The following is a 24650-nucleotide window of genomic DNA, read 5'->3' as shown; positions in this document are numbered from 1 at the left end:
TGAAAATCTGCGTGTGCCGCGGCCCAATGGAGCCAGACCATCCGAAACGGATTGCACCGGCCTGTCCTTGGGTTCCCCGGCAAGAATGTTCTGCCCGGCCGCAGGCCGGGCTGCGCCGGCCCGCCCCCCGGGGCGGCGCAATTGCGCCTTCCCGCGGGCCTGCGCAGCCCTTTCCGCGCAACCTCATCAGTTTGAAAAACCTGCGGCCTGCCAGGCGCCAGCCGCAGCGCCGCCTCAAAACCCGAACCGGAACGCCAGCCAGACCAGGATCAGCCCCAGCGCCAGCGCCGCCAGGCCGGCATTGCGGCGTTCCGCCTCGCTCAATGTGCGCAGGATCTCCAGAAGCCGCTCCACAAGCGAAGGGGCCAGTGCATACACCAGCCCCTCTGCAATCAGCACCAGCCCGAGGGCCAGAAGGATGAACCCCATTACCGGGATGCCTTCCCGTCCGAGGACTTCAGGTAGTTGAAGAACTCATTGTCCGGCGACAAGACCAGCGAGGAGTTCCCGGCCAGCAGCGAATTCGCATAGGCATTGAGCGAGCGGTAGAATTCAAAGAACTCCGGATCGGCGCCATAGGCCGCAGCAAAGATCGCGTTGCGTTCGGCGTCGGCCTCACCGCGGATGATCTCGGCTTCGCGCTCGGCCTCCGACACCAGCTCGACCACGGTACGGTCGGCCTGGGCCCGGATCCGCTGCGCCGCCTCGTTGCCGCGGGCGCGCTCGTCAGTGGCTTCGCGCACACGCTCGGCCCGCATCCGCTCAAAGGTCGCGTCCAGGTTTTCCGCCGGCAGGTCGGTGCGCTTCAGGCGCACGTCGATGATGGCAATGCCCAGCGCGCGGGCATCGGCAATCGCGCCATTGCGGATCCGCAGCATCAGTGCGGCGCGGTCGGACGACAGGATGTCGTTGGAGCTGACCGAGCCCAGCACTTCGCGGGTCTGCGCCCGCAGGATCGAATCCAGACGGTTTTCCGCGGTGGCGATACCGCCGGCACCCACCGCCTGGCGGAACCGGTTCACGTCCACGATGCGGTACCGCGCAAAGGCGTCGACCACCAGGCGGCGGTCGTCCGACGGGGTGATCTCCAGCGGGTCGATGTCACGGCTCAGGATGCGGTCGTCATAGCGCACCACCTCCTGGATCACCGGGATCTTGAACGCCAGGCCCGGATCCTCCTTGACCGAAACCACCCGGCCGAACTGCAGCACCAGCGCCTTCTCGCGCTCGTCCACGATAAAGACCGACGACAGCGCAGCGATCACGCCGATCACCAGCACCGGTAGCAAAAGAGTTGTCTTACGCATCAGTTGCTTCCTCCGCGGCGCAGTTCATTCAGCGGCAGATAGGGCACGACGCCCTGGCCTTCGCCGGATTGCTCATCGAGGATGATCTTGTCGACCCGGCCCAGGACCTCTTCCATGGTCTCCAGGTACAGGCGCTTGCGGGTCACTTCCGGTGCCTTCTGGTACTCTGCCAGAACCGCGGTAAAGCGGCTCGCCTCACCCTGGGCTTCGTTCACGACCTGGGCGCGGTAGCCTTCGGCCTTTTCCAAAAGCTCCGCCGCCTGGCCGCGCGCTTCGGCCAGCGCGTTGTTGGCATAGGCGTCGGCTTCGTTCTGGCGCCGGTCGCGTTCCTGTTCAGCGGCCTGAACATCGCGGAAGGCCGCAATCACTGACGCAGGCGGGTCCGCCTTGTCAAAGTTCACCCGGATGATGTTGATGCCAGAGCCGTAATCATCCAGCGTGAGCTGGATCAGCTCCTGCAGCCGCGAGGCGATAATACCGCGGTCGCGGTTCAGGATCGGCGCCAGCTCGGACTGGGCGATGATCTCGCGCATGGCCAATTCCGACACCGCCCGGATGGTGGTGCGCGCATCGCGCAGGTTGAACAGGTATTTCGCCGGATCGTTGATGTTCCAGACCACCTGGAAGTCGATGTCGACGATGTTCTCGTCGCCGGTCAGCATCAGCCCCGCATCCGAGCTGCGGCCGCCGCCCACACCGATATCCTCGGTCTGTTCGCGGGTCACCGGCAGGACCTCCCGGGTCACCAGCGGCCAGGGAGCAAAGTTCAGGCCCGGCTGGCCGGTGGCCGAATACTCGCCCAGGAACAGTTCAACCGACTGTTCTTCCGGCTTCACGGTATAGAAACTCGCCAGCCCCCACAGCACAGCCGCGGCAATGGCGCCCAGGCCCAGGGTGCCCTTGGTGAACAGCGGCGCGCCGCCGCCTCCGCCGCCGCGTCCGCCGCGGCCGCCGCCGGATCCGCCGCGGCCGCCCATCAGGACGCGCAGCTGCTCCTGGCCTTTCTTCACCAGCTCATCGATTTCGGGGATCTGGGGATCTTCCGGCTTGCGGCCGCCGCCGCCATTGTTGCCGCCGTTGTTGCCCCGGTTGCCTCCGCCGCCGCCAGAGGAACCGCCGCCCCCCCAGGGGCCACCGCTATTGCCCGCCATAAGTCTCCTATCTGTTTGCTGCCGCCCATGATGCAGGATGACGGGCGGCATGAGTTCTGGTTCTTGCCGGAACGCCCGATCAGGTCGAACGCACCGGAGTTTTCAGGGTTACCAACTCTTCCGACATTGTCGGATGCACTGCAACCGTACGGTCGAAATCTTCCTTGGTTGCCCCCATTTTTACGGCGATTCCGGCCAGCTGGATCATCTCTCCGGCTCCGGGTGCGACGATATGGCAGCCCAGCACCTTGCGGGTTGCCTTGCTGACCACCAGCTTCATCAGCACTTTCTGGGCCCGTCCGGCAAAGCTTTGCTGCATCGGCTTGAAGGAGGTGGCGTAAACCTCGATCGCCTCCTGCGCCGCCGCCTCTTCCTCGCTGAGGCCGACGGTGCCCATCTCCGGCTGGGTGAAGATCGCGGTCGGGATCAGGTCATGGTCGGGGCTGGTCGGGTTGCCTTTGAACACGGTCTCAACGAACGCCATGCCTTCGCGGATCGCCACCGGCGTCAGGTTCACCCGGTCGGTCACATCGCCCACGGCAAAGACCGACGGCACCGCGGTCTGGCTGTAGGCATCCACCACGATGGCGCCGCCCTTGCCGCGCTCGATGCCGATCTCCTCAAGGCCGAGGTTATCCGCATTCGGCGCCCGGCCCGTGGCATACATCACCTTGTCAAACAGATGGCTGTTGCCATGGGTGTCGGTCACCCGGATCTTGCCGCCTTCTGCGCGCATTTCGGTGACATTGGTGTTCACCTGCAGGTCGACGCCCGCCTCCACCATGCCTTCGGCCACCACGCCGCGGGCCTCCTCGTCAAAGCCGCGCAGGATCTGCGGGCCACGGTAGAATTGGGTGGTCTTCACGCCCAGCCCGTTCATGATGCCCGCAAACTCCGAGGCGATATAGCCGCCGCCGACAATCAGGATCGATTCCGGCAGTTCGTCCAGGTGGAAAATCTCGTTCGAGGTGATCGCCAGTTCCGAACCCGGGAACTCCGGCACTGTGGGCCAGCCGCCGGTGGCGATCAGGATATGCTTGGCGGTCTTGCGGGTGCCGTCGGCCAGCTCGACGGTATGGGCATCGGCCAGCCTCGCGCGCTGGTCAAAGCTTTCGACGCCGTTGTTTTTCAGGATACCCCGGTAGATGCCTTCCAGCCGGTCCAGCTCTGCGTGCAGCTTGCCTTTGAAGGCATCCCAGCTGAACGCGCCGGCCTGAATATCCCAGCCATAGGCCTGCGCGTCCTCCACCATGCCCGAATATTCGGAGGCAAAAACCATCAGCTTCTTCGGCACGCAGCCGCGGATCACGCAGGTGCCGCCATAGCGGTCCTCTTCGGCCAGCGCCACCTTGACGCCTTCCTGCGCCGCAACGCGTGCTGCGCGCACCCCGCCCGAGCCGCCGCCGATGACAAACAGATCGTAATCAAAGCTCATGTATTTCCGCCCTTTGCAGTTCTTGTGATGGTATCCCACAACCGGAGACCAAACGCCATATGCCCAAGTGGGCCTTCCTGCGCCGCTTTCAACCGTCCGCGCTGATTTCACACAGGGTTGTGCGGCGGAAAACTCTCATTTCGGTTAAAGCGGCCGCCGCAGCCGCCGGAAACGGAATTCACACGCGAATTCCGTCCCGAAATCCTGCCAGGATTTCAGGCCCGCCCAGCCGCGCCCAGGCCCGCCACCCCGGTTTCCGCGCCGGAAACCGGGCCGAATTCCTCGCAGGAATTCGCACTGCCGCACACAGATCAATCCTGCAGATCGGTGAACAGGTTGTCGGACTCGGCAAAATCCAGCTTGTCCTTCTCGACGGTGCCCTCGTTGATGTCGCGCACCTCGACCCGGCCGTCGCCATAACCGATCACCACGGTGTCGCAGATGTCGATGAACAGCCCGTTTTCGACCACACCGGGGATCTGGTTCAGCACCAGCGCCAGCTGGCGGGCATTGCCGATCCGGTTCAGATGCAGGTCCAGGATATAATTGCCTTCATCGGTCACAAAGGGCGCATCGCCGTTCATCCGCAGCGTGGTGCTGCGGCCCATCACATCCATCGACACCAGGGTTTCTTCCAGCAGTGCCTGGCTGCTCTGCCAGCCGAACGGCAGCACCTCCACCGGCAAGGGGAAGGCGCCCAGGGTCTCGACCGACTTGCTGGCATCGGCAATCACCACCATCTGGTCCGAGGCGGTGGCCACGATCTTTTCCTGCAGATGCGCGCCGCCGCCGCCCTTGATCAGGTTCAGATCGGTGTCGAACTCATCGGCCCCGTCGATGGTCATGTCCAGCCATTTGGCCTCATCCAGCGGCACCACATGGATGCCCACATCCCGCGCCAGCGCCGCCGTGCGGCTGGAGGTCGGCACCGCGGTGATCTTCAGCCCGTCGCGGCTCACCATCTCGCCCAGGCAGCGCACCAGCCAGGCGGCGGTGGAGCCGGTGCCCAGGCCAACCCGCATCCCGTCCTCCACCATCTCGGCGGCGCGCTTGGCGGCCACGAATTTCGCCTTGTCGATGGGGGATAGTTCTCCGGTCATCCTCTGGCTCCCTGAAGTGGTGTTTGCACATCTTATAAGGGGTTTACCCGGACCGCGCGAGAGGGCTTGGCGCGGATTTAACGGCAGCCTGGCTGGAAATCATCCGCCCCCGGACTATAGCTCATCTTCCTAGGGGACCATTATTCATGCTGAACTTCGACGAAGAAACAACACGCTTGCTCGAAGACGCCTATCAGGGCGCCGATGTATCGCGGCGGCGGCGGGCGACGTTTGACGCACTGGCGCCGGAGCCGGGAGAGCACATCCTGGACCTGGGCTGCGGCAACGGGCTCCTGACACTGGAGCTGGCCCGCGCCGTCGGCCCTTCCGGCCATGTCACCGGGCTGGATGCCAGCCCGCAAATGCTGGCCGCCGCCCATCAGCGCATCAATGGCCGCGCCAATGTCACGCTGGTTGAAGGCCACGCCGCCCAGCTGCCCTTTGATGCCGCCAGCTTCGACAAGGCGGCGGCGCTGCAGGTGTTCGAATACCTCACCGACCGCCGCCCGGCCCTGCGCGCCCTGCACAAGGTGCTGAAGCCCGGCGGGCTGCTGGCGGTGGGCGACATCCACTGGGACACCCTGGCCTGGCACAGCGACAACACCCGCCGCATGGAACGCATGCTCGAGGCCTGGGGCCGCCACATGGCCGTGCATGACCTGCCCGCCCTGCTGCCCGCAGAGATGAGCACCTGCGGCTATGAGCCATTCTCGATGCAGCCACTGACCATCTGCGACACCACGCTGCGGCCGGACGGGCTGGCGGCAATGATGATCCAGCTGATCCGCGCCTTTGCCGTCGGCACCGGCGCCGCAGACGAAGACGACGCCGCCGCCTGGGCGCAGGAGCAGCAGGAGCTGGCAGAGGAAGGCCGCTTCTTCCTGTCGCTCACCCATTTCGTCTGCACCGCCCGGCGGATCTGACCCGGCGCGGCACCCCGCCCAGCCCGCACCCGGGGCCGCGGCAGCGCTCCCGCGCCTTTGAACCTCATCAAAGATGAGCCGCAAAGCCTTGGGCATGGCAGCCCGCCTGCGGCGCGCTGCGCCCCCGCTTCTTTCTGGTCCCAAATACTCATTCCGCCAGCCGCCGCAGCCGGCACCGCCCGGGCTGGCGCGCGCCCCAGCCTCCGCCCGGAAACGGTATGCCGCCGCCGGCAAAGAAAGCCTCTGGCAAGCGGCCCGTTTGCAGCCTAAGAAACATGCATCACAAAGGCGGGTTTCCTATTGGAAACGCCGGAAATGAACACACCCCGCGACGCTTTGCGACATAATATTGCGCCATGACACCAGAATACCGCCTGCATTACGCCCCCGACAACGCCTCGCTGATCATCCGCCTGGTGCTGGAGGAGCTTGGCCTGCCCTATGAAACGGTGCTGGTCGACCGCGCGTCAAAGGCGCAGCGCAGCCCCGGATATCTGGCGCTCAATCCCAACGGGCTGATCCCGGTGCTGGAAACGCCGGACGGTGCGCTGTTTGAGACCGCCGCCATCCTCCTGTGGCTGGCCGACCGTCACGGCGCCATGGCCCCCGCACCGGACAGCCGGGAGCGCGCCGCCTTCCTCAAATGGCTGTTCTTTGCCTCCAACACGCTGCACGCCGATCTGCGGATGCTGTTCTACCCGGAGAAATACATCGGACCAGACGCGGCCCAGCAGGACCAGCTGCAAAAAGTGCTGCGCCAGCGGCTGCACCAGCATCTGACCAACCTCGACAGCGCCGCCGCAGACCGCCCGGCCTGGCTCGGCGCGCCGCAGCCTTCGGTGCTGGACTATTACCTCGCCTGCCAGATGCGCTGGATGGCGCTCTACCCGGCCAACACCGGCAAATCCTGGTTCGTGATGGCCCAATACCCGCATCTGCAGCGGCTGTGTTCCGCGCTGGAGCACCGCCCCGCCGTTGCCGTTGCGCGCGAGGCCGAGGGCCTCGGCGCCACCCCGTTCACATCCCCGGCCTACGCCAATCCCCCAGAAGGATCAGCCACCTAATGTTCCTCTCCGTTTTCGACATGTTCAAAGTGGGCATCGGCCCGTCCTCCTCCCACACCATGGGGCCGATGGTCGCCGCCGCGCGCTTCCTCGGCATGATGCGCGCCTCGCCCTTTGAATTCCACGGGTTGCGCGCCTCGCTGCACGGCTCGCTCGCCTTCACCGGCGTCGGCCACGCCACCGACCGCGCCACCATTCTGGGTCTCGGCGGCTTTGTCGCCCATGACTATGACGACGCCAAGGCCGAGGCCTTCCTGGCCGAGCTGGACAAGACCCATACCATGCACCCCGAGGGCCTGGGCGAATTGCACTTCGACCCCAAGGCCGACATGATCTTTGATTACGATCACACGCTGCCGGGCCATTCCAACGGCATGATCCTGATGGCCACCGACGCCCAGGGCGACGTGATCCTGAAACAGGTGTTCTACTCGATCGGCGGCGGCTTTGTCGTGACCGAGGAAGAACTGGCCGCAGGCAAGGCCACCGACGAAGGCGAGCCGGTGCCCTTCCCCTTCAAATCCGCCGCCGAAATGCTGGAGATGGCCAAATCCAGCGGCAAATCCATTGCCGGCATGAAGCGCGCCAATGAGATCGCCCGCGGCTGCGAGGACAGCCTGGCCAAGGGCACCGCCCGCATCTGGCAGGTGATGAACGACTGCATCAACCGCGGGCTGGAGCGCGACGGCATCCTGCCTGGCGGCCTCAAGGTGCGCCGCCGCGCCAAGGGCATCTATGACGCGCTGATGGCCGAACGCGGCATGAACCTGACCGCGCCGCACACCATCAACGACTGGATGAGCGTCTATGCGATGGCGGTGAACGAGGAAAACGCGGCCGGCGGCCAGGTGGTGACCGCACCCACCAACGGCGCCGCGGGCACCCTGCCCGCAGTGATCCGCTACTACCTCGACCACGTGCCGGGCGCCTCGGAGAGCCATGTCGAGGACTTCCTGCTGACCGCCGCCGCCATTGCCGGCCTGGTCAAATACAACGCCTCGATCTCGGGTGCTGAGGCCGGCTGCCAGGCCGAAGTCGGCTCCGCCTCCGCAATGTCCGCCGCAGGCCTCTGCGCCGTCATGGGCGGCACGCCGGAACAGGTGGAAAACGCCGCCGAGATCGCGCTGGAGCATCACCTGGGCATGACCTGCGACCCGGTGAAGGGCCTGGTGCAGGTGCCTTGCATCGAACGCAACGGGCTGGCGGCGATCAAGGCGGTCTCCGCCGCCTCTCTTGCATTGCGCGGCGACGGCCAGCACTTTGTGCCGCTGGACGCCTGCATCGAGACCATGCGCCAGACCGGCGCCGATATGCACGACAAATACAAGGAAACCTCGCTCGGCGGCCTCGCCGTAAACGTGCCGAACTGCTGACGCAATGATGTTCCGTCTTTCCTGGGACGTGGCGCGCAGCGGCACGGCCCGCGCCTGACCTTCCCCCCGGGAAGGCGCATTCGCGCCCTCCCAAGGTCAGGCCCGGGCCTTCTGTTGCAAGACGGCGGCAAGAAAACGCACCACATCCTTTGCCGGATGGCGGCGTTCCCCTCCATTCCCCGCAACTCCAGCTTGCGCTGCACACCGCGCAAGCCTAGCGTGGCGCCATGACACAGGACCGCCCCCTCCTTGGCATCGCCCTGATGCTGGGCTTCTGCGTGACCATCCCGGTCTGCGATGCCATCGCCAAGCTGCTGGGCGCCCACATCCCCGTCGGGCAAATGGTCTTCGCCCGCTTCGGCTTTCAGGCGGTGCTGCTGGTGCCCTTTACCTGGATCCTGGGCCACTCGCTGAAAATGCCCCGGCATGTGCTGCCCTACGTACTGCTGCGCACCCTGCTGCAAATGGGCGGGGTCGGCGCCATGTTCACCGCCTTCAAGTACCTGCCGCTGGCCGATGCGGTGGCAATCGCCTTTGTGATGCCCTTCATCATGCTGCTCCTGGGCAAATACGTGCTGAACGAACAGGTCGGCCTGCGCCGCCTCGGCGCCTGCGTGGTCGGCTTCACCGGCACCCTGCTGGTCATTCAGCCCAGCTTTGCCGCGGTCGGCTGGAATGCGCTCTGGCCGGTGCTGGTGGCGGTGATCTTTGCCCTCTTCATGCTCGTCACCCGCAAAATCGCCAAAGAGACAGAGCCGGTCCCGCTGCAAGCGGTCTGCGGCCTTCTGGCCAGCCTCTTCATGCTGCCGATGCTGTGGTTCGGCGACAGTGCCGGCCTTGCGGGCCTCAACCTCAACGCCCCGCCCAGCCACACCTGGAGCCTGCTGGCCGCCACCGGCGTGCTCGGCACCATCGCCCATCTCCTGATGACCTGGAGCCTGCGCTATGCCCCCACCGCAACGCTCGCCTCGATGCAATATCTGGAAATCCCGGTGGCGGTGTTCTTCGGCTGGCTGATCTTCTCCGAGCTGCCCAACACCCTCGCCGCCTTCGGCATCCTGCTGACCATCAGCGCAGGCCTTTACGCGGTGCTGCGCGAGCGCAGGGCATCGGAAACCGAAGAACGCATCAACCCCGCCTGAGGCCCCGCCCGTCAGCCCTGCCCGTCAGTCCCGCCGCAGCGCCCCCAGCACATCCCGCAGCAGCCGCCGCGGCACGATCACCAAAAGGCCAGGCCCCTCCGGCTCCAGCCGCACCATCCCCGTCGCCCGGTTCGAGGTGCCAATCCGCCCCATCGGCGACATGCGCAAACCGTCAATCGGCCACTCCAGCCCCTCGGACCGCCCCTGCACCGCCTGCATCGGAAACAGCGAGATCACCTCCCCCGCCTGTGCCGGCAGCACCACCGGATGGGTCAGGTGAAAGATCACCTCACGCTCCCCCACCAGCACGCAAGGGCTGTCATGGCCCTGCACCAGCGTGTTGAAGGCCGCCAGCTGGTGATCCACCCGCGCGCCCAGGAACCCCACCGCCAGCACCGCCGGCGCCGCCACCATCCGCAGCGCCTTGTCGAAATCGGTGCTGTCCTGCTCCGCCACCCGGTGCAGGCTCTCTGCCGGCAGCTGCGCCCGCACCGCCTCCGGCAGCGAGTTGAAATCGCCGATCACCGCCTGCGGCACATGCCCCGCCGCCAGCGCCGCCGCCGCGCCGCCATCCGCCGCAACCAGCACCGGCGCCAGCGCCAAAGCCTCCTCCAGCGCCCCGGCAGCGATCTCGCCGCCGCCCACCAGGGTGATTGGTTCGATTTGGTCAACAATCTTCGCGGTCATAGGCGCAATTCCTGCCAGTTTTGGAAACAGGTCACAATGTGAACACAAAATGATACGATCAATTGCACGGATTCGAGCAAAATTGGTCCTTCTAGCCAATATGGTGAACGACAACAGATGTGACGAAGACGAGCGAGCTGATGGTACATAACAACAAAGTCTTGACCGTATCCTATGGAACCTTTTCCTGCACATTGGAAGGGTTTGAGGATTCCTTCGGCACGATGAAGGCGATTGCCGAATATTTCCGCGACCTGGCCGCGGATGACCGCTACTTCGGCGCCGAGCCGCCGCAGCCCGATGCCGACATGCTGGCCCGCATTGCCCAGCGCGAGATTGCCCGCCAGGTCGAGGCCCGCACCAGCGACGGCGGCATCCACCTGCGCGCCGCCACCCCGGCACTCGGCGCAGCCGCGGCCGAAGCTCCCGCTCCGGCCCCCGCGCCCGCAGCAGCCCCGGCGCCCGCCCCCGTAGCCGAACAGCCTGCCCCGGCCCCTGTTGCGGAAGAGCCGGCAGCAGAAGCCCCCGAAGCCCCCGCAGCCAAGGCCGTGGAACCGGAAGCCCCGGCCCAGGAGACCGCAGCAGAAGATACTGCAGAACCGGCAGCAGAATCAGCAGAAGACACCGCGCCAGAGATTGAAACCGCCGTTGCAGAGGCTGCTGCCGAAGCGGAAGCGGAAGCGGTAGAGGCTGAGGTGACCGAAGCCGCCGCGGCAGCAGAAGAAGCCGCGGAAGAGATTGCCGAAGCCGAAGCCGAAGCCGAAGCCGAAGCCGAAGCCGAAGCCGAAGCCGAAGCCGAAGCCGAAGCCGAAGCCGAAGCCGAAGCCGAAGCCGAAGCCGAAGCCGAAGCCGAAGCCGAAGCCGAAGCCGAAGCCGAAGCCGAAGCCGAAGCCGAAGCCGAAGCCGAAGAAACCATCACCGCTGTGATGGAAACCGCAAGCGAAGAAGCCGCTGCCGATGCAGATGCTCCGGAGGTTGAGCTGCTGGAGGTCAATGAGGCAGAAGCGGAGGCAGACCAGCAAGAGGATGCCGCGGAGGCTCCGGCCGCCGCCGCCGAAGACACCGTGCCCGCCGCCGACAGCATCGCCGCCAAGCTGCAGCGCATCCGCGCCGTGGTGGCCCAGGCGCCCGAAGAGGACTTCAGCGAAGACGAGCACGCCGATGACGTGCTGGAAAACGCTGCCGAGGACATCTCCAGCGCCCTCCTGGACGACGACAGCGCAGGCGCACCGGATTTCGACGACGAGGGCGACGACGAGATCGCCAAGGCGCTGGACCGCCTGGACCTGACCTCCTCCGCCGCGCAGGACCCTGCCGAAGCCTCTGATCCGGCGGACGCCCTGGGCAATCCGGACGAAACGCTCGGCGGCAGCCTGTTCGAAAACCTGCGGCCTGACAGCGCCGAAGCTCCGGCCGCAGAGGAAGACACGGATGCAGAGGATCAGGACAGCGGTTCGGAAAACCTGCTGACAGAAGAAGCCGCGCCCGCGCCGGAACGGCCGCCGGTGCGCGTGCGCATCGCCAAGGTCAAGCGCAGCGATTTCGAAAAGGCCGTTGCCTCGGGCCGCCTCCAGGAAGCCCCCGGCACAGCGGAAGCGGCGGCGGGCGAAGCAGCAGCAGCCGAAGACGCGCTCTCGAAAGAGGATGAAGCCGATCTGATGCGCGAGCTGGCCGAGGTCGAAGCGGAAATCCTGGCCGCCTCCGAACGGCCCGAAGACAGCACCGCCCCCGGTTCCGCCCCCGGTGCCGAGGCAGAGACCGGCGCCGCAGACCCCGCCGCCTCCAGCCTGGCCGACAGCGATGTCACCCGGCTGATGGCCGCAGCGGACGAAAAGCTCGAAGACCCGGATGCCGCCTCCTCGCGCGAGGCCTACAGCCAGCTGCGCGCCGCGGTTGCCGCCACCAAGGCGGACGGCCCCGCAGGCACCGCTGGCAGCGACGAGGCCAAACCCTACCGCGACGACCTGGCCAGCGTGGTGCGCCCGCGCCGCCCGGAAGCCCGCCAGGGCGGCTCCGAACGCCCGGCCGGCGCCGCAGCCCGCCCGGCGCCGCTGAAACTTGTGGCCGCCCAGCGCATCGACGAAGGCACAGCAGATCAGAAGCCGGTGCGCCCGCGCCGGGTTTCGGCTGCGGTCCTGGGCGAAGATGCCGGCGATGCGGGCAACGGCTTTGCCGCCTATGCGGCTGAGCGCGGCGCCGCCGAACTGCATGACCTGCTGGAAGCCGCTGCCGCCTACATGAGCTTTGTGGAAAACCGCGACCACTTCTCGCGGCCGCAGCTGATCAGCAAGGTGCGCAGCGCCGGCGGCGGCGACTTCAACCGCGAAGACGGGCTGCGCTCCTTCGGCCAGCTCCTGCGCGACGGCAAGATCGAGCGCTCCGGCAACGGCAAGTTCACCGCCTCCGGCGACATCGGCTTCAAGCCTGGAAAACGCGCCGCGGGCTGATCGCCCGGACAGATCAAAGACAAAAAGGCGGCCTTGCGGGGCCGCCTTTTTTTGCAGGACCGGGCCCGCTTCTTTCTGGTCCGAAATACTCCGGGGTGAATTGACCGTCAGGTCAAGAGGGGCAGTGCCCCTGTTCCAATCAAGCCTGCGGGGCAGCGCCCCTCCCCCTAGTCGGTCCCGGCGTCCGGATCTTCCTTGCCAACGCCGCGGAACACGAATTTGAACGGCAGCACCCAGACCACGCCCAGCGCCACATAGACCAGCAGCTCCAGCCACAGCGGCGGCCGGTCCAGAAGGTTCATCACCGTCACCGCTGCCACGATATACAGCGGCATCCCCACCAGCAGGATCACCAGGGCCCAGCGCCGCCGGGCCTTGTAGCTCAGGCCTTGCTTCTCAGCCATCAGTCGGCAAACGGGTCGGTCACCAGGATGGTGTCGTCCCGCTCCGGGCTGGTGGACAGCAGCGCCACCGGGCAGTCGATCAGCTCTTCCACGCGCTTCACGTATTTGATCGCATTGGCCGGCAGGTCGTTCCAGCTGCGCGCGCCCTCGGTCAACTCGCTCCAGCCCGGCATTTCCTCGTAGACCGGCTTGCAGCGGGCTTGGCTGTCGGCGGCAGTCGGCAGGTAGTCCAGCCGTTCGCCGTCCAGATCATAGCCAACGCAGATCTTCAGCGTCTCAAAGCCGTCCAGCACGTCCAGCTTGGTCAGCGAGATCCCGTTGATGCCGGAAGTGGCGCAGGTCTGGCGCACCAGGCAGGCGTCGAACCAGCCGCAGCGGCGCTGGCGGCCGGTGGTGGTGCCGAACTCATGGCCGCGGGTGCCCAGGCGCTCGCCATCGGCATCCGGCTTGCCTTCGCCGTCCAGCAGCTCGGTCGGGAACGGGCCTTCGCCCACACGGGTGGTATAGGCCTTCACAATGCCCAGCACATAATCGATCGAGCCCGGGCCGATGCCCACGCCGGTTGCCGCCTGGCCCGCGATCACGTTGGAGGAGGTCACAAACGGGTAGGTGCCGAAATCAATGTCCAAAAGCGCGCCCTGCGCCCCTTCAAACAGGATCCGCTTGCCGGATTTGCGCTTCTCGTTCAGCACCTTCCAGACCGGTGCCGCAAACGGCAGGATCTGCGGTGCAATCTCTTTCAGCTGGGCAATCAGCGCGTCGCGGTCGACCGGGTCAACGCCCAGGCCCTTGCGCAGCGGATCATGGTGCTGCAGCGCGCGGTCGACGCGGGCAATCAGGGTCGCCTCATCGGCCAGGTCGGCAACGCGGATCGCCCGGCGGCCCACCTTGTCCTCATAGGCCGGGCCGATGCCGCGGCCGGTGGTGCCGATCTTGGTGCCCTTGGAGGCCGCCTCTTCGCGCGCCCGGTCCAGCTCGCCATGCAGCGGCAGGATCAGCGGCGTGTTCTCGGCGATCATCAGGGTTTCCGGGGTGATCTCCACGCCCTGTTCCTGAACCGTCGCAATCTCTTTCATCAGATGCCAGGGATCCAGCACCACGCCATTGCCGATGACCGACAGCTTGCCGCCGCGCACCACACCCGAGGGCAGCGCGTGCAGCTTGTAGACCTTGCCGTCAATGACCAGCGTGTGGCCGGCGTTATGGCCGCCCTGGAAGCGGGCGATCACATCCGCGCGCTCGCTCAGCCAATCCACGATCTTGCCTTTACCCTCGTCGCCCCACTGGGCGCCGACTACGACGACGTTGGCCATATCCGGTCCTTTACAGTCTTTGGTTCAAACCCACGCTCATATAGCGATGCCGCGCAGGCAGGGGAACCGCAAATTCGCCGCAGGAGAAGGCTTAGCCAAGGATTTCGCCCTATCACGGAGGGCCGCGCCTGCCTGGGCGGGCGCGAATGCGCCTGCCGGGGGGCAGGCAGGCGCGGCCCGGCGGTGCCGCCGGGCGATTCCCTTTCCCCCTGCCTCCCAAAAAAGGCGTCCGGTGTTGCGCACACACCGTACGGTGCCTTCATGCGATGCTCATTTCCCTATGCCACATTCCCAAATGATCGCGATCCCCCGCCATGGCCCCGCGCGCGGGGCCATGACACGAGGCGCAGGCATCTGTGTGGCTGGCTGCGCGACACCCCGGAGACCGGCCCCGATAAAAAGGGGGTCGTCCAGGAGCTTCTGTCCGAGCAGGCCCCGCGGGGCCTGTCCACCTCCACCCGGCGGCGCCGCCCCCTTAACTGGGCTTCAGCGCAAAACGGAAACGAAACAGCAGATACGGCAAGAAAAACCGCCCCGGCCCCAAGCAGCCCCGGCGGGCGAACCTGCTGTCTGTTCAGTCCCTTAACTGAACAGGCGCGCCATGCGGTGTGCTGAGATAGGCCTCCTCCCAGCGGCTGCGCATCACCTCGGCCTCGGCACGGCTGGCCGCGCTGTCCTCGGCCAGAAACATCTCCAGCGTTTCCAGCCAGGCGCGGAAATAATCCTCGCCGCCGTCCAGCTCCCGGCTGAGGCCATGGCGCTTGAGCGTCGCGGAAAACCGCGTCACCCACTCGCCCCAGCTGAACCGCCCGGCTTCATTCAGATGCACCGTCAGGGCAAACACCTGCGCATGCCAGGGCTCGGCAAAGACCGGCTCAGGCGCTGCAACGTCAGGACAGCCGCTCATAACGGCTCCAGATAGCTCTGCCACAGATCCAGCACCACCTCATCCTCCGGGTGTTCGGCATGCGCCCACAAGGCGCGGGCATGAAACCGCACCGCATAAAGCGGCTCCGGCGCCTCGCCCAGCCCATGGGCGCTGCTGTCGGGAAACACATGGGTGCCATGCAGCCGCAGAATATAGCCCTGCGCCCCCGCGGCGTATTGCGGCAGCCGGGTATGGCCGCCGTCAACCAGCGCATTATCCGCGGGGATTCGCGCCCGCACCGCCTGGCCCGGATGGAACCGCGGCGCCGGCCCGCCGTCGCGGTCCGCAGGCCCGCCCTTGGCCAGCGCAGCGGCAACATTCTCTGCCTTCAGGGCCCGCTCCGCCAGCGCATGCAGCCCCGCTGCGCCCTTGCCCTGCAGGTCTTCGCGCGTCAGAACGCCCTTCTCGACCAAGAGATCCGCCAGCGCCGAAATCCATTTCTCATAATAGGAAAAGCGGGTGTAATCCTTCGGCGACAGCCGCTCGCGGGCATGGCGCGAGGTGTCGATATTCCACTGCCCCAGCGCGCCGCAAGCCAGCGTCACCGCCAGGGCGCGCGCGTGCCAGTCCTCGGCAAAAACCGGCGCGTCTTCCGCCTCCGGGCTCACCGGCCCGTCGCCGAATTGCCCGCCCATGTCATGCACCCGGGTCATGCCGGCGCCTCCCCCGGCACCTTCGCCAGTCCCGTGCCGATCATGCTGTCGCGGGTGACCAGCGCGGCCAGCTCCGCTTCGCCCAAGCCCTCGCTGCCCTCAGGCCGCATCGGCAGCACCAGATAGCGGACCTCCGCGGTCGAATCCCAGACCCGCACCGCGGTCTCCGGCGGCAGGCTCACCCCGAAGTCCGCCAGCACCTTGCGCGGCTCGCGCACCGCACGGGCGCGGTAGGCGTCGGATTTGTACCAGCCCGGCGGAATGCCCAGAAGCGGCCACGGGTAGCAGCTGCACAGGGTGCAGACGACCATATTGTGCTGGGCGGGGGTGTTCTCCACCACCACCATATGCTCGCCCTGACGCCCGTAATAGCCCAGCTCCGCCAGCACCGGATCCGCATCCGCCAAGAGCGCCGCCTTGAAATCCGGATCGCTCCAGGCCTTTGCCACCACCCGGGCCCCGTTCTGCGGGCCAATTCTGTTCTGGTAGGTGTCGATGATCTCCTCCAGCGCGGCGGGGTCGATCAGGCCCTTTTCAGTAAGAATTGTCTCCAGCGCCTTGACCCGCAGGGCGGGATCAGGCGGCAGAAGGGCGTGCGGGTGGTCGGAATGATCATGAGGCATGCCCCATGCTGCTCCGCCCGCCGGGCTGCTGTCCAGTCACGTTTCCTGATGCAAACAATCACGTTGCGTGACCTTCCGCCTGTGCTGCCCCCTGTTCTGGCGCCTGTGCTGCCGTCCATTCCAAGGCCCTGAAAGGAAACTCCCGGCCCCCGGCCAACTCCGCCCTTGCCCCCCCGGGCAATCTTGCCTATTTACGCCCGGTACTCAGCCAACCGCCGCAGGGACCCATGGAAAACGTTGTTCTCATCATCCATCTTCTTCTGGCTCTCGGCCTTGTTGCCGTGGTGCTGCTGCAGCGCTCCGAAGGCGGCGGATTGGGCATGGGCGGCGGCGGCGGCGGCGGTGCCGTCTCGGGCCGCGCGGCGGCAACCGCGCTTGGCAAGCTGACCTGGATCCTGGCCATCGCCTTCATCTGCACCTCGATCACCCTGACCGTGATGGCCGCGCAGAAATCCGCGGGCGCCTCGGTCACCGACCGACTGGCGGTTCCGCAGGCCGAACAGGGCGAGGCCCCGGCCGCGCCGGCACTTGGCAGCGATCTTCTGCCGCCGGGCGAGGGCGACAATGCACCGCTGGTGCCAGCCCTGGACTGATCCACTATACCTTGACGGGTTCTTAGGAACCGCAACAGCATCTTGCGGTTCCCTTGCGCTGCGCGCGCGAATCCTTTATATATGAAGTCCCGTGATGCAGCGGTTTTTGGAGCCTATTCCAACCTCCGCCGGGCAGCTTGATTCTGACTTCTCACGGGGGCAGCCGAACAGACATGGCGCGATTCATCTTTATCACTGGCGGTGTGGTTTCATCCCTGGGCAAGGGCCTGGCCTCCGCCGCTTTGGGCGCGCTTCTGCAGGCCCGCGGCTATTCGGTCCGGCTGCGCAAGCTGGACCCTTATCTGAACGTCGACCCGGGCACCATGAGCCCGTTTGAACATGGCGAGGTGTTTGTCACCGACGACGGCGCCGAGACCGACCTGGACCTGGGCCACTACGAGCGCTTCACCGGGGTGCCTGCGCGCAAGACCGACTCGATCTCCTCGGGCCGGATCTACACCAATGTGCTGGAGAAGGAACGCCGCGGCGACTACCTCGGCAAGACCATCCAGGTCATCCCGCACGTCACCAATGAAATCAAGGACTTCATCTCCATCGGCGAGGATGAGGTCGATTTCATGCTCTGCGAGATCGGCGGCACCGTCGGCGATATCGAGGGCCTGCCCTTCTTTGAAGCCATCCGCCAGTTCGCCCAGGACAAGCCGCGCGGCGAATGCATCTTCATGCACCTGACGCTGCTGCCCTATATCAAGGCCTCCGGCGAGCTGAAGACCAAGCCGACCCAGCACTCGGTGAAGGAGCTGCGCTCCATCGGCCTGGCACCGGACATCCTGGTCTGCCGCTCCGAAGGGCCGATCCCGAAGAAAGAGCGCGAGAAGCTGGCCCTGTTCTGCAACGTGCGCCCCGACAGCGTGATTGCCGCGCAGGACCTGAAATCGATCTACGAGGCGCCGCTGGCCTATCACCGCGAAGGCCTGGACCAGGCGGTGCTGGATGCCTTTGGCATTGCCCCCGCCCCGAAGCCGAACCTGGAGCGCTGGGAAGATGTGGCCGACCGCATCTACAACCCGGAAGGCGAAGTGAAGGTGGCCATCGTCGGCAAATACACCCAGCTGGAAGACGCCTATAAATCCATCGCCGAAGCGCTGACCCACGGCGGCATGTCGAACCGGGTGAAAGTGAAGATCGAATGGGTCGACGCCGAACTGTTCGACGAGGAAGACGCAGCCCCGCATCTGCAGGGCTTCCACGCGATCCTGGTGCCCGGCGGCTTTGGCGAGCGCGGCACCGAAGGCAAGATCAAGGCGGCGCAATATGCGCGCGAGAACAACGTGCCTTACCTGGGCATTTGCCTCGGCATGCAGATGGCGGTGATCGAAGCGGCGCGCAACGTGGCGGGCATCGCCGAGGCGGGTTCCGAGGAATTCGACCACGAGGCCGGCAAGAAACGCTTTGAACCGGTGGTCTACCACCTCAAGGAATGGGTGCAGGGCAACCACAAGGTCAGCCGCAAGGCCGATGACGACAAGGGCGGCACCATGCGGCTTGGCGCCTATGACGCGGCCCTGGCCGAAGAGTCGCTGGTCGCACAGGTCTATGGCGGCACCCATATCGAGGAACGCCACCGCCACCGCTATGAGGTGGACATCAAATACCGCGAGAAGCTGGAGGCCTGCGGGCTGCACTTCACCGGCATGTCGCCGGACGGCCGCCTGCCGGAGATCGTCGAGTGGCAGGACCACCCCTGGTTCATCGGTGTGCAGTTCCACCCGGAGCTGAAGTCCAAACCCTTCGCGCCGCATCCGCTGTTCGACGATTTCGTGCGCGCCGCCAAGGACACCTCGCGGCTGGTATGATCTGCAGCAGGCGGGGCGCTCCCGCCGGCTCCGGGCCAATCAGAGATTGACCCTCACCTGTTGGGCCTGGCGCCGCCAAGGCGGCGCTGGGAGAAAACGGAAAAAGGCGGGCCGCAGGCCCGCCTTTTGCATTTTGATTGATTGGATTGGGCCGGGTCAGAACCCGTGCATCCGCTTGGCCCATTGGTAGGCCACCACCAGCCCCTTCATCCGCGGCAAAAGGTACAGCGAGGCCCCCACCGTGATCACCGACATGATGATCGCCAGCGTCCAGGGGTCCGGGCGCAGCTGCATGTAGACGATGTGCAGCGCAAAGCCGAGGATGTGGCCGACCACCAGGATGGTCAGATAGGCCGGGCCGTCATCGGCGCGCTGATGGTGCAGCTCCTGACCGCACTCGGTGCAGCTGTCGTTCACCTTCAGATAGCTGTGCAGCAGCTTGCCCTCGCCGCAGTTCGGGCAGCGCAGGCGCAGGCCCTTCCACAATGCGGGCTTCATCTCCCGCTGCTCCTCTTGCACCAGATCAGTCCCGGTCATTGCGCATCTCCTTGGGTTTGGCTGCCTGATAGCGTGATTCTGATATTGAATGCAATCAATATGCATACATTGATGTTGCATTTATTGTAGCACTCTGACATTGAACCAATCAATCACGGTACAATGCGCCGGACACCCGGCGGGAGACACAGCAGATGAAACAATGGGCCCCGACCCGGCTGGAAGGCGAAAAGCCGCGCTACCTGGAAATTGCCGAGGCGATCAAGGCGGACATTGACGAGGGCGTGCTCTCCCCCGGCGACCGGCTGCCGCCGCAGCGCCGGGTGGCGCAGGATCTGGGGGTGGATTTTTCTACCGTATCAAGAGGTTACGCCGAGGCGGTGCGGCGCGGCTACATCGAGAGCTTTGTCGGCCGCGGCACCTTTGTGAAGGCGCTGGACGCGCTGCCGGAGCGCCCCGACCCGCGCCGGGCGCTGGAAGAAGACCCGATGATGAACATGCCGCCGGAACCGGACGACCCGGCGCTTTTGGCGCGGATGCAAAAAGGGCTGGAGCATGTCTCCGCCAACCTGCTGCCGCTCCTGCGCTATCAGTCGGTGACCGGCAGCCCGCAGGACCGCGCCACTGCCGCCGATTGGATGCAGGCCAACGGGCTGCACTGCGCGCCCGAGCGGCTGGTGATCACGCCGGGGGCGCATGCCAGCCTTTACGCGGTGCTGACGGTGCTCTGCGAGCCGGGCTCGACGGTCTTGTGCGAGGATGTGACCTACCCCGGGCTGCGCTCCATTGCGGCGCGGCAGGGGATCCGGCTGGTCGGGCTGACCAGCGACAAGGACGGCATCCTGCCGGAGGCGCTGGAAAAGGCCATCACTGACCACTGGCCCGCGGCGCTTTACCTCAACCCGACGCTGCAGAACCCCACCACACGCACCATCCCGGCCAAGCGGCGTCAGCAGATTGCCGCGGTGCTGCAAGCGCATGATCTGACGCTGATCGAGGATGATGCCTATTGCTTTGTCGACAATGGCGCGCCTGCGGCCATCAGCAGCCTGGTTCCGGATCTGGGCTGGCATATTGCGGGGCTTTCCAAATGCTTTGGCGCCGGGCTGCGGCTGGCCTATACCACGGTGCCGAAACGGGCGCTGCTGGGGCAGTTCAGCCAGGCCCTGCGGTCGATGCATGTGATGGTGTCGCCCTTGAACCTGGCGCTCTTGGGCCGCTGGATCGAGGATGGCACCGCGGCAGAGATCCAGCGGTCGGTGCGCAAGGCCGCCGTGGAGCGGCAGGCGCTGGCGGCGGAAATGCTGCAGGAGTGTTTCACCGACAGCGACCCGCTGGCCTTCAACCTGTGGCTCACCCTGCCCCGCGGCACCAGCCGGGCCGAGGTGATGGGCCGGATGGCGGGCCGCCAGATCGGCATCATGCCCAGCGATGCCTTCACCGTCACCGGCCTGCCGGAGGAAGCGGTGCGGGTGTGCCTGGGCGGGCCGATCGGCCTGGAGGAGCTGCGCGCGGATCTGATCGCGCTGAATGACGCGGTGACGCGCAAAGACTGGCTGGGCTAACGCCGAACCGGCGTCTCGGGCCAATGGGTGCCTTTGCCTGATTTCCCGCAAAGCAGAAAAGCGCGGACAGGCCATTGCCCTTTGGTTGAAAATGATGTTGTTCCAATGCGTTAAGTATTGAACGGAGACTACTATGAAGCGATTTTCTTTTCTGGCGCTGGCACTTGCCTGGACCGCGCCTGCCTGGGCAGAACCTGTGCCCCGGTTTGATGAATTTCTGACCATCATGCGCAAGCACAACTGCAGCTTGACGTGGGCCGAGGCTCAGCAAGTCCTCCTGGCAGATGCCGGGTTTGAACAGGATGGTCTCAAGACCATCGTCAGCTACGCCCGCAAGAACGGAATTGCCAGCCTGGAGAACAACAGCAAAGGCGGCAGTGCTGACGGGGAATCCCTGGTCTTGTCAGAGGCCAGCTGCAAAGGCTGAGCTGAAAACACCGGCAGGCTTCAGGCCTGCCGGAAACCCGCAAATCACCGGTCGCAAGGCACCGGAGCCTGGCCTGGGGAGCGCGCGGATCTGACCGTGCTGAATGACGCGGTGACGCACAAGGACTGGCTGGGCTGAGCCGCGGCTGGTAAACTCAGGCTGATGAACAGGAAACTCCGATGATCCGCGCCTTCCGCAACCTGATTGAACGCCAGCTGACCAAGGCGCAGGCCGAGGGGCAGCTGCAGGGGCTGGAGGGCGAAGGCAAGCCGCTGCCCGACCGCAGCGGCGAGGCGCATGTGGACGCCGGGATGGCGGCGGGGATGCGGATCATGGCCGAGGCCGGCGTGGTGCCGGAGGAGTTCGGGCTGAAGGAACAGCTGGCCCAGGCGCGCAAGGACTATGCCGCGCTGACGGACCCGGAGCAGCGGAAGTCCGCCATGGCGCGCATCTCGGAACTGGAAATGCGCTACAACATGGCGCGCGATGCCCGCAAATCCTTCTTCCGTTAGCGCTACACCCCGTTGTTTCCCGGCGGATTCGCGCTATAGACAGCGCCAAGACAGACCATTCCCAAGAAGAGTGACGCATTATGGCAAAAGACGCTTCCACCCGTCAGGAACAACTCGACCGTATCGCCACCGGCCAGGGCTTCATTGCTGCGCTGGACCAGTCGGGCGGCTCCACCCCGAAGGCGCTGGCGCTTTATGGCGTGAACGAGGACGCCTATAGCGGCGATGACGAGATGTTCGCCGAGATCCACAAGATGCGCACCCGCATCATCACCTCGCCGAGCTTTGGCAAGGACCGCATCCTGGGCGCGATCCTGTTCGAGAAGACCATGGACGGCGAGATTGAAGGCAAGCCGACCGCGGATTTCCTGTGGGGCAACTGCGGCGTGGTGCCCTTCCTGAAGGTCGACAAGGGCCTGGCCGATGAGGCCAATGGCGTGCAGATGATGAAGCCGATGCCGGAGCTGGACGCGCTGCTGGCGCGGGCCAACGACAAGGGCATTTTCGGCACCAAGATGCGCTCGGTGGTGAAGGAAGCCAATGCCGGGGGCATCAAGGCGGTTGTCGCCCAGCAGTTCGAAGTGGGCCGGCAGATCGTTGCGGCCGGGCTGGTGCCGATCATCGAGCCGGAAGTCGACATCAACTCTGCCACCAAGGCCGAGGCCGAGGACATCCTGAAGGGTGAGATCAAGGCGCAGCTGGACGCCCTGCCCGCTGACAGCAAAGTGGCCCTGAAGCTGACCATCCCGACCCAGGCGGGCCTGTATGACGATCTGGCCGATCACGCCAATGTGGTGCGGGTTGTGGCGCTGTCGGGCGGTTACACCACCGACGACGCCTGCGCGCGCCTGTCGCAGAACGCCAAGATGATCGCCTCCTTCAGCCGGGCGCTGACCGAGGGGCTGAACGTGGCGATGTCCGATGCGGAATACGATGCCGCCCTGGGCGCCAACATCGGCAAGATCTACGACGCCTCGCTGTAAGCCTGGTGGGGAGAGTTTCCGAAGGGGCCGCGCGGCTTGCGCGGCCTTTTTCGTTTGCAATCAAAGGCCTGAGCGGCCGGCGCAGCAGACCGCCAGCACCAGGCCTGCGCCGCTGAGAAACGGCAGCCAGAAAAACCGCAGCGCGGTCAGGGTGAACCATCCGGGCTGCTCCTCCGGCGCCTGGCCGGCACCGCCCAGCCAGGCCCAGAAAATCAGGGCAGAGGCCGAGATCAGCACCCCAGACAGGGCCAGCAGCCAGCGGGCGGAACCGGGCATCTGCGCCTCAGCCGCCTGCCGCCTGCCGCGGGCTTCCAGCCATCCGCTCACGCCGCTTCGGTCAGCGACGGGCGCAGGCCGGTGCAGCTGACCCGGTTCTCGTTCGAGGCCAGGTAGCGCTGCGCCTCCTCGAAATCCCGGAAGCTCAGCGCCTCGTCGTAGAAATAGGTGACCCGATCCCCGGTCCGGGACAGCAGGCCGCCGCTTTCGAACAGGATGAACCATTTCTTGCGCACCAGTTGCATCAGCCTCACTCCTTTCTGAAGCCCGGATGAAGCGGTCTTTGCCCCAGCCGGTTCTCTTGCGTTTCCATGGGGTGCAAACAGCCGTCCGGAGGCCGCCATGGCCGTCCCGGTGTTGAAAATCAGTTGCTGATTTGGCCTGATTTGCGCCCTCCTGATGGCAGGTTTCGCGCCCAGATATTGCCAAAAGGTTAACAGGGTTTTCTGCTGGATTTGCGCGGCATCATTCTGCCGCCGGGCGGCGGTTTCCCGCTTGTATCGGCGGATTTTCGGAAGGTTTGGCGAAAATCCGCTGCTGCCGGAAGCGGGCTGCAAAAGGAGTGGTGCGCCCGTGCCGGGCGCGGCCTGCGGCCATGAGTATTTGAGACCAGAAAGAAGCCGGAAGGCGGCACTCAGCCGGCATCGCGCGGGGGTTTCTGCAGCCCTGCTGCCACCGCCTGCATCTGGTCCGGCTTGCCGATCAGTTCCGCCTGTTCGGCGCTTTCGGCCAGCAGCACATCGGCCTGGGCGGCGCCGCTTTCGGCCTGGGTGATGAGCCGTTTGGCGGCGCGGATGGCGGAGGGGCTTTGCGCGGCGATGGTTCTGGCCAGCTCATTGGCGCGGAACAGCGGATTGGGGGCAAGCTCGCTGACCAGCCCCCAGTCCAGCGCCTGCGGCGCCTCGACCGTCTCAGCCGTGTAGGTGAGGCGGCGCAGGATGTCGGAGCGGACCAGCCGCGGCAAGAGCGCCATGCCGCCCATGTCCGGCACCAGCCCCCATTTCATCTCCATCACCGCAAGCTGCGCCTCCGGGTGGGCGACGCGGATGTCGGCGCCCAGCGCGATCTGCAGCCCGCCGCCGAAACAGGCGCCGTGGAGGGCGGCTATCACCGGCACCGGCAGGCGGCGCCAGATCATCGCCGCCTCCTGGAAGTCATTGGCGTCTTCGTGGGTGCGCTGCATCAGCCAGCTTTGCACATCGCGCTGCGCCAGTCCTGCGAGGGCGGCCAGGTCCATCCCGGCGCAGAAGCTTTTGCCGGCGCCGGAGAGCACCACGGCGCGCGCCTCCGAAGCCGCCACCTCCCGGCCTGCGGCGATGAGGGCGGCGATCATCTCTTCGGTCAGCGCGTTGTGCTTGTCCGGGCGGGCCAGCGTGACATAGGCGATGTGGTCCTTGTAGCCGGTGGTGACTGTGGCCATGCTCTGCTC

General features: G+C 65.8%; 26 protein-coding genes. 11 read left to right on the top strand and 15 right to left on the bottom strand.

The features are described 5' to 3' along the window. Positions 1-234: 234 nt before the first annotated feature. From ACXAEH_RS01595 to rpiA, 5 genes are all read right to left on the bottom strand, one after another. Entirely contained in the window at positions 235-429 is a 195-nt protein-coding gene (locus tag ACXAEH_RS01595) for a DUF2065 family protein (protein ID WP_475030745.1), read from the bottom strand. Beyond that, complete coding sequence (gene hflC, locus ACXAEH_RS01590) at positions 429-1307, bottom strand: protease modulator HflC (protein WP_475030744.1); 879 nt, start codon at positions 1305-1307, stop codon at positions 429-431. Before hflC ends, ACXAEH_RS01595 begins: the two co-directional genes overlap by 1 nt. Then, on the bottom strand, positions 1307-2458 hold the full coding sequence (gene hflK, locus ACXAEH_RS01585; RefSeq protein ID WP_475030743.1) for an FtsH protease activity modulator HflK: 1152 nt from the start codon (positions 2456-2458) through the stop codon (positions 1307-1309). Before hflK ends, hflC begins: the two co-directional genes overlap by 1 nt. A 79-nt stretch (positions 2459-2537) precedes the next feature. Continuing rightward, on the bottom strand, positions 2538-3893 hold the full coding sequence (gene gor / locus ACXAEH_RS01580) for a glutathione-disulfide reductase (RefSeq protein ID WP_475030742.1): 1356 nt from the start codon (positions 3891-3893) through the stop codon (positions 2538-2540). Positions 3894-4204: 311 nt separating this feature from the next. Further along, entirely contained in the window at positions 4205-4993 is a 789-nt protein-coding gene (gene rpiA, locus ACXAEH_RS01575; protein ID WP_475030741.1) for a ribose-5-phosphate isomerase RpiA, read from the bottom strand. Positions 4994-5139: 146 nt separating this feature from the next. On the opposite strand from rpiA, the gene ACXAEH_RS01570 reads away from it, so the two are divergent. The 4 genes from ACXAEH_RS01570 to ACXAEH_RS01555 all read left to right on the top strand — a co-directional run bounded on the left by ACXAEH_RS01570 (position 5140) and on the right by ACXAEH_RS01555 (position 9495). Next, on the top strand, positions 5140-5916 hold the full coding sequence (locus ACXAEH_RS01570; protein WP_475030740.1) for a methyltransferase domain-containing protein: 777 nt from the start codon (positions 5140-5142) through the stop codon (positions 5914-5916). Between the two features lie 356 nt (positions 5917-6272). Next, complete coding sequence (locus tag ACXAEH_RS01565; protein ID WP_475030739.1) at positions 6273-6980, top strand: glutathione S-transferase family protein; 708 nt, start codon at positions 6273-6275, stop codon at positions 6978-6980. Next, positions 6980-8353 (top strand): L-serine ammonia-lyase, encoded by a 1374-nt coding sequence (locus tag ACXAEH_RS01560; RefSeq protein ID WP_475030738.1) that lies wholly within the window; start codon positions 6980-6982, stop codon positions 8351-8353. Before ACXAEH_RS01565 ends, ACXAEH_RS01560 begins: the two co-directional genes overlap by 1 nt. A gap of 227 nt (positions 8354-8580) precedes the next feature. Beyond that, the gene (locus tag ACXAEH_RS01555; protein ID WP_475030737.1) at positions 8581-9495 is read left to right on the top strand and encodes a DMT family transporter; all 915 of its coding nucleotides are present in this window, start codon (positions 8581-8583) and stop codon (positions 9493-9495) included. Positions 9496-9519: 24 nt separating this feature from the next. Here the strand turns inward: ACXAEH_RS01555 and ACXAEH_RS01550 are convergent, their stop codons facing one another. After that, positions 9520-10182, bottom strand: coding sequence for a thiamine diphosphokinase (locus ACXAEH_RS01550; RefSeq protein WP_475030736.1), 663 nt, complete (start codon positions 10180-10182; stop codon positions 9520-9522). A 140-nt stretch (positions 10183-10322) separates the two neighbouring features. Between ACXAEH_RS01550 and ACXAEH_RS01545 the strand changes: the two genes are divergently transcribed. Then, entirely contained in the window at positions 10323-12629 is a 2307-nt protein-coding gene (locus ACXAEH_RS01545; RefSeq protein ID WP_475030735.1) for a chemotaxis protein CheA, read from the top strand. Positions 12630-12796: 167 nt separating this feature from the next. Here the strand turns inward: ACXAEH_RS01545 and ACXAEH_RS01540 are convergent, their stop codons facing one another. From ACXAEH_RS01540 to nthA, 5 genes are all read right to left on the bottom strand, one after another. After that, positions 12797-13033, bottom strand: coding sequence for a DUF2842 domain-containing protein (locus tag ACXAEH_RS01540; protein WP_475030734.1), 237 nt, complete (start codon positions 13031-13033; stop codon positions 12797-12799). Further along, the gene (locus tag ACXAEH_RS01535; RefSeq protein WP_475030733.1) at positions 13033-14346 is read right to left on the bottom strand and encodes an adenylosuccinate synthase; all 1314 of its coding nucleotides are present in this window, start codon (positions 14344-14346) and stop codon (positions 13033-13035) included. The genes ACXAEH_RS01540 and ACXAEH_RS01535 overlap by 1 nt, the downstream gene beginning before the upstream one ends. Positions 14347-14920: 574 nt before the next feature. Continuing rightward, entirely contained in the window at positions 14921-15253 is a 333-nt protein-coding gene (locus ACXAEH_RS01530) for a nitrile hydratase accessory protein (RefSeq protein WP_475030732.1), read from the bottom strand. Beyond that, complete coding sequence (gene nthB / locus ACXAEH_RS01525; protein WP_475030731.1) at positions 15250-15927, bottom strand: nitrile hydratase subunit beta; 678 nt, start codon at positions 15925-15927, stop codon at positions 15250-15252. Before nthB ends, ACXAEH_RS01530 begins: the two co-directional genes overlap by 4 nt. Further along, positions 15924-16550 carry a nitrile hydratase subunit alpha gene (gene nthA / locus ACXAEH_RS01520; protein ID WP_475030730.1) on the bottom strand — a complete coding sequence of 209 codons (627 nt, stop codon included), beginning with the start codon at positions 16548-16550 and terminating at the stop codon, positions 15924-15926. The genes nthB and nthA overlap by 4 nt, the downstream gene beginning before the upstream one ends. Positions 16551-16777: 227 nt before the next feature. Here nthA and secG point away from each other — a divergent pair, with 227 nt between their 5' ends. Together secG and ACXAEH_RS01510 are read left to right on the top strand one after the other, a co-directional pair. After that, entirely contained in the window at positions 16778-17143 is a 366-nt protein-coding gene (gene secG / locus ACXAEH_RS01515) for a preprotein translocase subunit SecG (protein WP_475030729.1), read from the top strand. 173 nt (positions 17144-17316) lie between these two features. Beyond that, a complete protein-coding gene (locus ACXAEH_RS01510) occupies positions 17317-18960 on the top strand; it encodes a CTP synthase (RefSeq protein ID WP_475030728.1) in 1644 nt (547 codons plus the stop codon). 156 nt (positions 18961-19116) lie between these two features. On the opposite strand, the gene ACXAEH_RS01505 is transcribed toward ACXAEH_RS01510, so the two are convergent. Continuing rightward, the gene (locus ACXAEH_RS01505; protein WP_475030727.1) at positions 19117-19497 is read right to left on the bottom strand and encodes a DUF983 domain-containing protein; all 381 of its coding nucleotides are present in this window, start codon (positions 19495-19497) and stop codon (positions 19117-19119) included. Between the two features lie 155 nt (positions 19498-19652). Between ACXAEH_RS01505 and ACXAEH_RS01500 the strand changes: the two genes are divergently transcribed. From ACXAEH_RS01500 to ACXAEH_RS01485, 4 genes are all read left to right on the top strand, one after another. Further along, complete coding sequence (locus ACXAEH_RS01500) at positions 19653-21023, top strand: aminotransferase-like domain-containing protein (protein WP_475030726.1); 1371 nt, start codon at positions 19653-19655, stop codon at positions 21021-21023. 133 nt (positions 21024-21156) lie between these two features. Next, positions 21157-21450: a hypothetical protein gene (locus tag ACXAEH_RS01495; protein ID WP_475030725.1), complete on the top strand. Its 294-nt coding sequence runs from the start codon at positions 21157-21159 to the stop codon at positions 21448-21450. A gap of 179 nt (positions 21451-21629) precedes the next feature. Then, a complete protein-coding gene (locus ACXAEH_RS01490; protein ID WP_475030724.1) occupies positions 21630-21962 on the top strand; it encodes a DnaJ family domain-containing protein in 333 nt (110 codons plus the stop codon). Positions 21963-22042: 80 nt separating this feature from the next. Then, the gene (locus tag ACXAEH_RS01485) at positions 22043-22945 is read left to right on the top strand and encodes a fructose bisphosphate aldolase (protein ID WP_475030723.1); all 903 of its coding nucleotides are present in this window, start codon (positions 22043-22045) and stop codon (positions 22943-22945) included. Between the two features lie 60 nt (positions 22946-23005). Here the strand turns inward: ACXAEH_RS01485 and ACXAEH_RS01480 are convergent, their stop codons facing one another. The 3 genes from ACXAEH_RS01480 to ACXAEH_RS01470 form a co-directional block, all read right to left on the bottom strand. Then, complete coding sequence (locus tag ACXAEH_RS01480) at positions 23006-23272, bottom strand: hypothetical protein (protein ID WP_475030722.1); 267 nt, start codon at positions 23270-23272, stop codon at positions 23006-23008. Next, positions 23269-23466, bottom strand: a complete 198-nt coding sequence (locus ACXAEH_RS01475; RefSeq protein ID WP_475030721.1) for a hypothetical protein — start codon at positions 23464-23466, stop codon at positions 23269-23271. Before ACXAEH_RS01475 ends, ACXAEH_RS01480 begins: the two co-directional genes overlap by 4 nt. Positions 23467-23855: 389 nt before the next feature. Further along, on the bottom strand, positions 23856-24641 hold the full coding sequence (locus tag ACXAEH_RS01470; protein ID WP_475030720.1) for a crotonase/enoyl-CoA hydratase family protein: 786 nt from the start codon (positions 24639-24641) through the stop codon (positions 23856-23858). Positions 24642-24650 lie beyond the last annotated feature (9 nt).

Source organism: Leisingera sp. ABM4_060, assembly GCF_056158765.1.
This window is presented reverse-complemented; position numbering and strand designations above follow the sequence as displayed.